The sequence below is a fragment of the Nocardia sp. NPDC003345 genome (genome assembly GCF_053589395.1).
Map to the genome: position 1 here is coordinate 1 of NZ_JBSFRU010000359.1, position 6200 is coordinate 6200.

The 6200-nt window shown below is 69.0% G+C and carries 5 protein-coding genes, 1 pseudogene and 1 riboswitch; of the genes and pseudogenes, 4 read left to right on the top strand and 2 right to left on the bottom strand.

The annotated features are described in order from the left end of the window. Positions 1 to 171: pseudogene (locus ACWDU1_RS27875) on the bottom strand (LLM class flavin-dependent oxidoreductase); the annotation flags it as partial. 244 nt (positions 172 to 415) lie between these two features. On the opposite strand from ACWDU1_RS27875, the gene ACWDU1_RS27880 reads away from it, so the two are divergent. Together ACWDU1_RS27880 and ACWDU1_RS27885 are read left to right on the top strand one after the other, a co-directional pair. Next, positions 416 to 1357 carry a TauD/TfdA dioxygenase family protein gene (locus ACWDU1_RS27880; RefSeq protein ID WP_450002961.1) on the top strand — a complete coding sequence of 314 codons (942 nt, stop codon included), beginning with the start codon at positions 416 to 418 and terminating at the stop codon, positions 1355 to 1357. A gap of 102 nt (positions 1358 to 1459) precedes the next feature. Next, positions 1460 to 1573: riboswitch (SAM riboswitch) on the top strand. A gap of 47 nt (positions 1574 to 1620) precedes the next feature. After that, positions 1621 to 2931, top strand: coding sequence for an aminotransferase class V-fold PLP-dependent enzyme (locus tag ACWDU1_RS27885; protein WP_450002963.1), 1311 nt, complete (start codon positions 1621 to 1623; stop codon positions 2929 to 2931). A gap of 57 nt (positions 2932 to 2988) precedes the next feature. On the opposite strand, the gene ACWDU1_RS27890 is transcribed toward ACWDU1_RS27885, so the two are convergent. After that, a complete protein-coding gene (locus ACWDU1_RS27890) occupies positions 2989 to 3627 on the bottom strand; it encodes an HD domain-containing protein (protein ID WP_450002965.1) in 639 nt (212 codons plus the stop codon). Positions 3628 to 3971: 344 nt separating this feature from the next. Between ACWDU1_RS27890 and ACWDU1_RS27895 the strand changes: the two genes are divergently transcribed. Beyond that, positions 3972 to 5165, top strand: coding sequence for a cytochrome P450 (locus ACWDU1_RS27895; protein ID WP_450002967.1), 1194 nt, complete (start codon positions 3972 to 3974; stop codon positions 5163 to 5165). 82 nt (positions 5166 to 5247) lie between these two features. Further along, entirely contained in the window at positions 5248 to 6066 is an 819-nt protein-coding gene (locus tag ACWDU1_RS27900) for a mycofactocin-coupled SDR family oxidoreductase (protein WP_450002969.1), read from the top strand. Positions 6067 to 6200 lie beyond the last annotated feature (134 nt).

Sequence of the window (6200 nt, forward strand, 5' to 3'; positions counted from 1 at the left end):
ATCGGGCCGGCCCCAGCCGGTGCCGATCAGCGCACCCGTCCATCCGTACTCTTCCAGGGCTTTCGCCTGGGCCGTGAGGGTGGCGAGACTGTTGTGATCGGCGCTCACCGGTTCGCCGCGATGGCCCGGCCGGGCCTGATTCGGTATGTACCAGAGAAATTCGGCACTCATCGGCAGTATTCCTGGGTCGGCGGCGGGTTGTCTCCGGCCGCGCGCGGCCGCACGGGAATAATGCGCCGCCGTTGTTTCCGGGGCCACGGACTCGATCACGATGATTCGAAAACGTCTCGCGGCGAACGCGGTAACGCCGTTCCGGCGAAAAACAATCGCCCGGATCGCAACGGGCGGAGCGAACGGCCCGCGGGCATAGCGTGGTGACAGATATTTTCTCCGGCGCGAACAGGCGGTGGCTCCCATGACAATTTCCGCGACCGAAATCATCTCCCCGCGAACGGCGCTCACGGTGTCGCCGCAATCGGGTCATACCGGTGCCGAGATCTCCGGTGTCGATCTCGCCGGCGACCTCTCCGACGAGGTGATCGGCGAGATCAGGCAGGCGCTGCTGCGATGGAAGGTGGTGTTCTTCCGCGACCAGCACATCGGTCACGCCGAACAGATCGCTTTCGCCCGGCGCTTCGGCAAAGTGACTCCGGCGCATCCGTACGAAGAGAGTCCGCCGGAGGGTTTCCCGGAAATCCTGCCCATCGACAGCCGCCGGTACAGTGCGCAGTACGGACGGAAACGCACCTCCTACGACAGCAGCTGGCATACCGATGTCACCGCATTGGTGAATCCGCCCGCGTTCTCCATTCTGCGAGCCGAATTCCTCCCGCCCTACGGCGGCGATACCGCCTGGACGAATCTCGTGGCCGCCTATGAGAACCTGCCGGCCGAATTACGTGCTTTCGTCGACACCCTCGACGCCGAGCACACCTTCGACAACCGGGCCAACCAGGGCAGTAACCGGGCGCAGGCGATCGCCCGCAGCCCGCTACGGACCTTCCATCCGGTGGTGCGGGTGCATCCGGAAACAGGGGAGCGGGCACTGTTCGTGAGCCCGGGATTCACCCGCCGCGCCAAGAACATCCGCAATCTGGGCCCGCGGCTGAGCGCGCATCTGCTCGAGGCGCTCTGGGAGGAGGCCACGCGCACCGAATACACCGTCCGGTTCCGCTGGCAGCCCGGCAGTGTCGCGTTCTGGGACAATCGCGCCACCGCGCATCTGGCGATCCCGGATGCCGGGCATCTCGGTCACGACCGGGTGCTCTACCGGGTGACCATCGAGGGTGATATCCCCGAGGGCGTGGACGGGCGGCGGTCGGAATCGGTGGAGGGGGATCCGTTCTACGGGTCCTGAGCGCCGCCGCTGCGGTGACCCGCCCTGTCGGCCGATGGGCGGGTCCCGCAACGGTGCGGCGCGGTTGACAAGCGGACACGGTGTCTGCAAAGGTTCGAATCAGGTCATGAGTGCCAGCGTCAAGCCCCGGCTTGCTGGCCGGCAACCCTCCTCCGCGGTGGGGTGCCCCGGGTGACGACCGGGCCGCGGCTCGACCGAGCACGGCAAGCGCGGACTCCGTTCATCCGATGGCTCCGGAGTCCCTCCATCGAAGGGATTGCCCGATGACCGCTGTACTCGACCCCACCTGCGCCCCGATCCGGGTTACCGGCGACGACCTGCGGGTGCCCCTGGTGCAGGGCGGTGAACTCGGCTACGCGAACTTCGACTACGCGGCCAGTGCGCCCGCCCTGGCCGGGGTCGCCGCGCGGGTCGCCGAACTGCTGCCGTACTACGCGAGCGTCCACCGGGGAGCCGGCTACGCCTCGCGGGTCTCCACCCGGCACTACGAGGACGCGCGGGAAACGGTGGGCCGGTTCCTGGGCTGCGATACCGACCAGGTCGTCGTGTTCACCCGCAACACCACCGACGCGCTGAACCTGCTCGCCGCCTGCGTCCCCGGCGATACCGTGGTGCTCGATATCGAACATCACGCGAACCTCCTGCCGTGGCGGCGCCACGGCCGCCGGGTGGTGCGCGCGGCGGATACCGTGGAGGAGACCCTGCACCGTCTGGCCGCCGAATTGTGCGCGAAGCCCGCGGCATTGCTGGCGGTGACCGGAGCCTCGAATGTGACCGGCGAAGTGCTGCCGCTCGAGCGGCTGGCCGACCTGGCCCATCAGTGCGGGGCGCGGATCCTGGTGGACGCCGCCCAGCTGGCGCCGCACCGGCGTATCGACCTGCGGGCCACCGGTATCGACTACCTGGCGTTGTCCGGGCACAAACTGTACGCACCCTTCGGTGCGGGCGTGCTGGCCGGCCGGCGCGATTGGCTGGACGCGGCGCCGCCGTACCTGGCCGGCGGCGGTGCGGTCACCGAGGTCACCGCGCACGACGCCGAGTGGGCGGCCGCACCGCATCGGCACGAGGCGGGGTCGCCGAATGTGCTGGGTGCGGCGGCGCTGGCCGCCGCCTGCGACGCCCTGACCGCGATACGGGCGACCGCCGAAATCCGGGAGCGTGCCCGCACCGAACGGTTGCGGGCCGGGCTGGCCGAGATCCCGGGCGTGCGCTGCCTGCGGATCTGGCCGGACACCGGCGACTGCGTCGGGATCGTGGCCTTCACGGTGGACGGATACGAACCCGGCCGGGTCGCGGCCTACCTGTCCGCCGAACACGCGATAGGGGTCCGCGACGGCCGGTTCTGCGCCCATCCGCTGCTGGCCCGGTTCGGTATCGCGGCGGGCCTGCGCGCCAGTATCGGGCTGGGTACCACCGAGGCCCATATCGACCGCCTGCTCGATGCGGTCCGGACATTGGTCGCGGATGGTCCGGCCTGGGACTACACGTGTGCGGGCGGGGTGTGGGATCCGGTCCCGGAGACCCGCCCGGGCCTCACCGCGGCGGATTGCCCGGGCACCGCGCCCTGCGTGTGATCCGGGCGGCTGCCCCGGCGGTATCGCGGCGGCCCGCCGTCGCCGGGGTGCGCCGGATCATTCCGGCCAGGGGCTGTTCTCGATGACCTCGACGAAATCGGTACGGCGGAACCCGGGTAGGAAGTGCGCGAGGACATCGGCGTTGACGGTGCCGAAGGTGGTGTCGGGCCGGTCGGCGAAACCCTGGGTGAACGCCGCGAGGATCTGTTTCTTGAAATCCGGCCGCGGATGCGCGTCCACCACCTCCCTGATATCGGCCGGGTCCAGGTCGCGATAGCCGATACCGAGGACATCGGTCTCGACCCCGGCGGTGACCAGCGCGATCTCGGCCTCCATATGTTCGGGGACGCCGGGTGTGGTGTGCAGGGCGATCGCGGTCCACACCCGCTGCGCCGACGCGGTGTCGATACCGTGGTCGAGGAGGAAACGCCGGGCCTCGGCGGCGCCGTCGACCTCGAAGCGCCGATCGGTGGTGCGATACGTCTCGGTCAGGCCGAGATCGTGGAACAGCGCGCCGACATACAGCAGTTCCGGGTCGGGGTCGAGTCCGCGGCGCCGTCCCTGGAGCATCCCGAACAGGTAGACCCGGCGGGAGTGGTGGAACAGCAGCGGCCCGGCGGTGTCGCGGACCAGTTCGGTGGCCTCCGCGACGAGGGTGCTGTCGGGGATCGTGATTCCTGCGATGCGCTCGGTCATGACGATGCTCCTCGGTGCGGGTGTCGTCGGTGTGTGGAGCTACCTGCACTACGCGATGGTCATAGGTGTCGTGAGCCGGTGGAGCGAAGCGATCGGGCATGGACGGGTGCCGCGGTCGGAAAGCGAGGGCCGGGGCCACCGCACGCCGTATCCGAGCATACGGCCCGAGTCGAGCCCGGCGGCGGCACGGCGCCCATTGGTGAGAGAACAGAATTATCAATTTACGCATACGAGAACTACCGAATAGATAATCTGACTTCCTGAATGAGAGAGCGGCGGTTCGCGTGCGCTGAAGACCATCCGCGGCCGCGCCTACCGCAGGAAGTGTTCGAAGGAGTGCGCCGGTGCCTCAGGACGAGCCGATCTACTGGGACCCCTTCGACCCCGGTATCGCGCGGGATCCCTACCCGGTCTACCGCCGGATGCGCGCGGAATCGCCGCTGTACTACAACGACCGGCACGACTTCTACGCCCTGACCCGCTACGACGATATCGATCGGGCCCTGCTCGACTGGCAGACCTTCTCCTCGGCGCGGGGCCCGATTCTCGAGATCATCAAATCGGGGGTGGAGATCCCGCCGGGCACCCTCCTGATGGAGGATCCGCCGGCCCACGACATCCACCGGGCGCTGCTGGCCAGGGTGTTCACCCCGCGAAGGGTGCTCGCGCTGGAACCGCGGATCCGGGCCCTGTGCACCCGTGCGCTCGACCGCCTGTCCGGTGCCCGCGAATTCGATCTCATGACGGCCTTCGCGAACGAGGTGCCGATGCGGGTGATCGGGATGCTGCTGGGAATACCGGAGGCCGACCAGCAGGCCGTCCGCGACCGCGCGGACGCCAATCTGCGTACCGAACCCGGACAGCAGATGCAGGTCTCGGATCGGGCCATCCCGAACGCCGGCTTCTTCGCGGAGTACATCGACTGGCGCGCCGACCATCCCTCCGACGATCTGATGACCGAACTGATGCGCGCCGAATTCGTCGATACCCGGGGCGTGACCCGCACGCTCACCCGGGAGGAGATCCTGACCTATGTCTCGGTGGTCGCGGGTGCCGGCAACGAGACCACCGCCCGCCTGATCGGCTGGCTGGGCTGGCTGCTGGCCCGTCATCCCGGGCAGCGCGCGGAACTGGCCGAGGATCCGCGGCTCATCCCGAACGCGATCGAGGAGACCCTGCGCTACGAGCCCACCGGTCACGCCCTCGCCCGGTATGTCACCGCCGATATCGAACTCCACGGCCGCACGGTGCCCGCGGGCAGCGCGATGATGCTGCTGGTCGCCTCGGCCAATCGGGACGAGAACCGGTGGGCCGAGCCCGACAGTTTCGATATCCACCGCCGGATGAGCAATCTGCGGACCTTCGGTTTCGGCACACATTTCTGCCTCGGCGCGGCGCTGGCCCGGCTGGAGGCCAGGGTGGCGCTCGAGGAGTTCCTGCTCCGGTTCCCGCGCTGGCAGATCGACCCGGACGCGCCGGAACTGTCCTCGACCTCCACCATGCGCGGCTGGGAGATGCTGCCGCTCACCGTCGGCTGACCGGCGCCCGGCCCGTCACCGGATCAGGTCGGCGGCCCACGGGTTGCCGACACGTACCGCATATTCCGTGAGGAGAAGAAATATGGGAAAGCTCGACGGCAAGGTCGCCTTCATCACCGGCGCGGCCCGCGGCCAGGGTCGTAGTCACGCCATCCGGCTGGCGCAGGAGGGCGCCGACGTGATCGCGATCGATATCTGCGAACAACTCGCCACGGTGAGCTACCCGATGGGCACCGTCGAAGAACTCGACGAAACCGTGCGCGAGGTCGAGAAACTGGGGCGCCGGATCGTCGCCCGCACGGCCGATGTGCGTGATGTCGCCGCCTTGCGGGCGGCCTTCGACGAAGGTGTCGCCGAACTGGGACCGGTCGATATCGTGCTGGCCAATGCCGGTATCGGGGCGGGCGGGGCGGTCGCGGCCGAGGACGACGAATGGGACGAGGTGATCGGCGTCAACCTCAAGGGCGTCTGGAACACCGGCCGGGTCGCGATCCCCTCGATGCTCGAACGCGGGCAGGGCGGTTCGATCGTGCTCACCAGCTCCACCGGCGGCCTGATGGGTGTCGGGATCCCGACGGCGGGCTTCCTCGGCTACACCGCCGCCAAACACGGTGTGGTCGGGCTCATGCGTTCCTGGGCCAATTTCCTGGCCCCGCACCATATCCGGGTCAACAGCGTCGCGCCGACGGCGGTGCGGACGCCGATGGCGGCGGACGGCGACCTGCAGGCCATCATGGAGCGGGCGCCGGAACTGGCGCGGGCACTGTCCAACGCCATGCCCGTGGACCTGGTGGAACCGCTGGATGTCTCCAACGCCATCGCCTGGCTGGTTTCCGACGACGCGCGCTATATCACCGGCACCGTCGTCCCCGTCGACGCCGGTCAGCTGAACAAACGATAAGGCGGCCTCGCCGGGTGGCGCGGGAGTCGCGCCACCCGGCCGCGGCGGGCGGTGCCGGGGGCGGTGGGGCGAGCCCACCGCAGGTCTACACTCTCCCCCCCGCCTAGTTGGGTTGGGGTGGTTGGGGGGTTGAG

Bases quoted from the DNA above. Each gene is read 5' to 3' on its own strand.
- ACWDU1_RS27900 (WP_450002969.1), top strand. From the start codon at position 5,248: ATGGGAAAGCTCGACGGCAAGGTCGCCTTCATCACCGGCGCGGCCCGC.
- ACWDU1_RS27880 (WP_450002961.1), top strand. From the start codon at position 416: ATGACAATTTCCGCGACCGAAATCATCTCCCCGCGAACGGCGCTCACG.
- ACWDU1_RS27890 (WP_450002965.1), bottom strand. From the start codon at position 3,627: ATGACCGAGCGCATCGCAGGAATCACGATCCCCGACAGCACCCTCGTC.
- ACWDU1_RS27885 (WP_450002963.1), top strand. From the start codon at position 1,621: ATGACCGCTGTACTCGACCCCACCTGCGCCCCGATCCGGGTTACCGGC.